At 66.9% G+C, this 3,661-nt stretch carries 4 protein-coding genes; 2 read left to right on the top strand and 2 right to left on the bottom strand.

Annotation, left to right across the window (positions count from 1 at the left end; genetic code table 11):
* Both FJV41_RS48455 and FJV41_RS48450 read right to left on the bottom strand, forming a co-directional pair.
* Positions 1 to 490 (bottom strand): hypothetical protein (locus FJV41_RS48455; RefSeq protein WP_141649403.1); only part of this gene is annotated, 490 nt, incomplete at its 3' end.
* 309 nt (positions 491 to 799) lie between these two features.
* Positions 800 to 1,036, bottom strand: coding sequence for a hypothetical protein (locus FJV41_RS48450; RefSeq protein WP_141649402.1), 237 nt, complete (start codon positions 1,034 to 1,036; stop codon positions 800 to 802).
* Positions 1,037 to 1,551: 515 nt separating this feature from the next.
* Here FJV41_RS48450 and FJV41_RS48445 point away from each other — a divergent pair.
* A complete protein-coding gene (locus FJV41_RS48445; RefSeq protein ID WP_181791499.1) occupies positions 1,552 to 2,472 on the top strand; it encodes a DUF2381 family protein in 921 nt (306 codons plus the stop codon).
* Positions 2,473 to 2,483: 11 nt separating this feature from the next.
* Positions 2,484 to 3,661: serine/threonine protein kinase (locus FJV41_RS48440; RefSeq protein ID WP_141649400.1), on the top strand; the 1,178-nt coding region annotated here is incomplete at its 3' end.

Raw genomic sequence — 3,661 nt, 5'->3', positions numbered from 1 at the left:
CGAGCCCCAGGGAGTCCATGAGGTGCGGCCAGAGGCTGTCAGCCCATCTGCTGGGCGAGCCAACAGCGACGGGCTCACTGAACGGCAGGACGACGCGGTAGCGGATGGGCTTGGTGGGCTGCCCGTAGGAGTGGGTCGGGTACGCAACGAACCAAAGGCCACGCTGGCGCAGGCCCGCGAGCCACGAATCCAGCGCGGGCTGTTCTTCGCAGTCGAAGTCCACGACGGCCAGGGTGACGTGCGAGAAGTTCGCATTGCGCCTGTATGGAGTGGGCGTGGGGTCGCCGCCCTTGCCTTCGTAGAGGCCATCAGCGCGAGGGGGGCAGGGCAGCGCGGGGATGAACGCGTGGCCGTCCTTCTCCGCGCGAAGCATCGGGTCCGTGGCGTCCTCGAAGAACTCCGACATGAGGTCATCGATGGACGAGAACTCCAGGACGGAGAGTTGGTCCGGGGTGAAGCGCGAGGGTGTGATGCAGAGAGTCCAGGTCATGGGATGCGGGGGTGAGGGGTTGGTTGGAGGCACTGCCACGGCGCGGCGTTGCACAGGCGCGGCGCCGCTGGAGGGCTTCGCGGCTGACCGAAGCGGGCGGTGAAGCTGGGCGCTGCCGTGACGGAATGACGGACGAGTGTTTGGCCCGTCACAGCTCCGTCATGGCCGTTTCTCCTCTGAAAGTGCCCCCTTCATGACGGAATGACGGAGTCATCTCACTCCTAAGAAGAAGAGAGAGAAGGGAGAGGAGAGACCACTGTCCGTCAGTCATTCCGTCATGACCGCGACGGGGCTGGGGACAGCGCGCGTTCATTCAGCCCTCGGGTTGAGGCTGTAGGCCCGGGGCACTGCGCCACGAGCGCCCGGCGTGTACCTCGCGGACTCGCGCACCTCGCCAGTCAACACGAGCGCCGCGAGGCAACGGCGGACGGCCTGCTCTCCCGCTCCGAGCGTGCCGCACAGCTCCTTCACGGTGCGCCCTTGGGGAGCGGCGTTGGTGAGCGCGGCGATGACGTGGGGGCGGTACTGCTCAACCTGTTCAAGCATGCGTTGTTCTCCTTCAACTCTCTTTATGGGGACGCTTTCCGCGACTGGCTCCGCTGGGCCTTCGTTGGCCGCAATTGGCGGTGTGCTGTCTCCCCGTAAATGCGTGCGGTTTCTGCGAGTGGCTCACGCGACCATTTCCACGCCATTTCCGGTCACGGCTGATGGTGCCCAGCCTCTGATAGATGGTGCGGATTCTGGGGATGGTTCAGGGATGCCCCCCCGGTTCGGATTTCCGGAGCGAGGTCCCTTCACGCCTTGCTCGGAGGTGGTACGCGCTGAGAAAACTCCCTGGAAAACCGTGAGGCCCCCGACGGGCAACGGTTCGTGGCGGAAGGCGGTTCCTGAAGGAATCCCCCGCGTCTTCGTGCCTCGCGCTGGGGCCTTTATGGGGGGCGCAGGAGCGCATTTGCGGCAGAAAGTTGCCGAATCACCCAGCGCTAGGACAAACAGAGAACCGCTGGAAGTCGTGTGCTTCCTGGTACGGTTCCGCCATGCCCTTTGGAGGTCTTCCGCGCGTGTTCTTGTCCCTTGCCCGGCTTGCCCTGCCCCTCGTGTTCCTGATGGGGCTCTCGGCCACGGCGCAGGCCCAGGATGCCCTACGCGGGCGGGAGATGAAGCGGCGGCGGGTGTCGCTCACGGTGGCCACCGCCGACAAGCCCGTGGAGCTGCACGTTGCCCCGGACTACCTCACCGCGTTGGAGTTTGATTCCCCGATAGACCGTGCCGCTGTGGCGCTCGGGGACTCAGGGAGCCGACTCGCGCTGTTCGAGGTCACGGCACGCTCCATCCTGCTCAAACCCGCGATGGACCTGGGGCCCGGACGGGGCGTGGAGCTGACCGTTCCGTTTGCGGATGGCTCGGCCCCCGCCCGTGTCGTGTTCTCGCTTGTCACGCACCCTTCCGACGTGGACGCGCAGGTGATGGTGTCGCGCCTACCTCGCACCGCAGAAGCGATTCAGGCCGAGTTGGACGAAGTGCGCGCCGCGTGTTCGGCCAAGGATGCCGAGTTGGAAGCGCTCCGTGCTCGCACCGTGGCGAGCGGTCCGGCTGGGATGATTTTTGCGGGCCTTCTAGACGTGAAAGGGGTTCAAGGTGCTCTCGTCGATTTCGCGGCAACGCCTGGGGCAATGGGGTTGGCGACCGAAGAGGTCCTCGCCTATTGGTCAGAGTCCTGGGCAGCATTGGCCGTCCGCGTCCGCAACACCGGCTCACAACCCTGGACACCAGCAGAGGCCCGGCTTTCTGGGGTCGCGAGCGGTGAGCGCATCAACGTGCTTGCGGTGCGTATGCGGGAACCTCGGGTTGAACCGGGGAAGTCTGCCCTCGTCGTGGTGGAGACCAGGGCACCCAGTTGGCCCGAAGGGGCAGTCCTCCGGTTGGAGCTGCGCGACAGTGACGGTGGGCGTCGCCTTCTCATTCCCCGCATCTCGTTCTAAAACCGCCTTCCATGTTGATAGGGCTGAGCCCGGCGCACCTGCAACCTGGGCAGACGGTGGACGGCTGGCGCGTCATGAAGCCGCTGGGCGCGGGCAGCTTCGGCGCCGTCTATCTCGTGGAGAAGGAGGGCCATCGCTTTGCGCTCAAGATGGCCATGCACCGGGCCAGCAGCGGAGACGCTGAGCAGACCGACGCGCGCCTGTTGCGCGAGATGATTTGCCTGTCCCAAGTGAGCGGGCATCCCAACGTCGTGAAGGTCCACGCCCATGGACGGTGGCAGCACCCCACCCAGGGGTGGCTCTACGTCGTCCTCGACTACGTGGAGGGCTACACGCTGGGGGAGTGGGTGGAGAAGACGCACCCCACGGCGCATGAGGTGGCCCGGGTGTTCGGCAAGCTCGCGGGGGCTTTGGCCCACCTCCATTCGCGCGGCGTCTTTCACCGCGACTTGAAGCTGGGGAACATCCTCGTGCGCGCTTCGGATGGGGAGCCCTTCGTCCTGGACTTCAGCGTGGGGGACTACACGCTTGCCCCTGAGCTGACGGACACGCCCTTGCCCCCCGGCACCCGGCGCTACCGCTCCCCCGAGGCGGCGCGCTTCCTGCGCGAGCATGGGCACGAGCACGACGCGCGCTACGAATTCAAGGCGACCGACGACGTGTACGCGCTGGGCGTCTGCCTCTATGACGTGCTGACGAATCCCCAGCCCGAGAGCGAGGCGCCGCGCACCCTGGTGGGCGCCCAGTGGCCGCCCCCCGCGCCGCATGCGGTGAACTCGCGAGTGCCCGACTCGCTGAGCGCGGCTGCGATGCACTTCATTGACCGTCAGCCCGAGAAGCGCGCCCCCACCGCCGAAGTCATGCGGCGCGAGTTGGAGGCGTTGCTGTCGGAAGAGGGCGAAGCGTGGGCGGTGCCGCTTCATGTCCCCAGGCCACACCTTCCGCTTGCGTCCGAGGCACCCCACAACGACGTCCCCCAGGAGGAAGCCCTTGTCCCTGTGTCGAAGCAGTCCCGAGGGCGACGCGTAGCGGGGGCTGTGGCCGTCCTGGCGCTCTCCGTGGCCTCGCTGGCGGGCTACATGGCCCTGCGCCCCACCCCGAACGCGGAGAGGCCCAGCGCGCCTCTTGCGGCCTCCACGGTGCGGGATGCTGGCCCTTCTGCCTCACTGCCCCCTACCGTGCCCCCATC

The sequence above is a fragment of the Myxococcus llanfairpwllgwyngyllgogerychwyrndrobwllllantysiliogogogochensis genome (assembly GCF_006636215.1).
Taxonomy (GTDB): domain Bacteria; phylum Myxococcota; class Myxococcia; order Myxococcales; family Myxococcaceae; genus Myxococcus; species Myxococcus llanfairpwllgwyngyllgogerychwyrndrobwllllantysiliogogogochensis.
Note: the sequence above shows the minus strand (reverse complement) of the source record. Positions and strands in the feature narration are given on the sequence as shown.

Coding starts and splice junctions, on each gene's coding strand:
- FJV41_RS48450 (WP_141649402.1), bottom strand. CDS start 1,036: ATGCTTGAACAGGTTGAGCAGTACCGCCCCCACGTCATCGCCGCGCTC.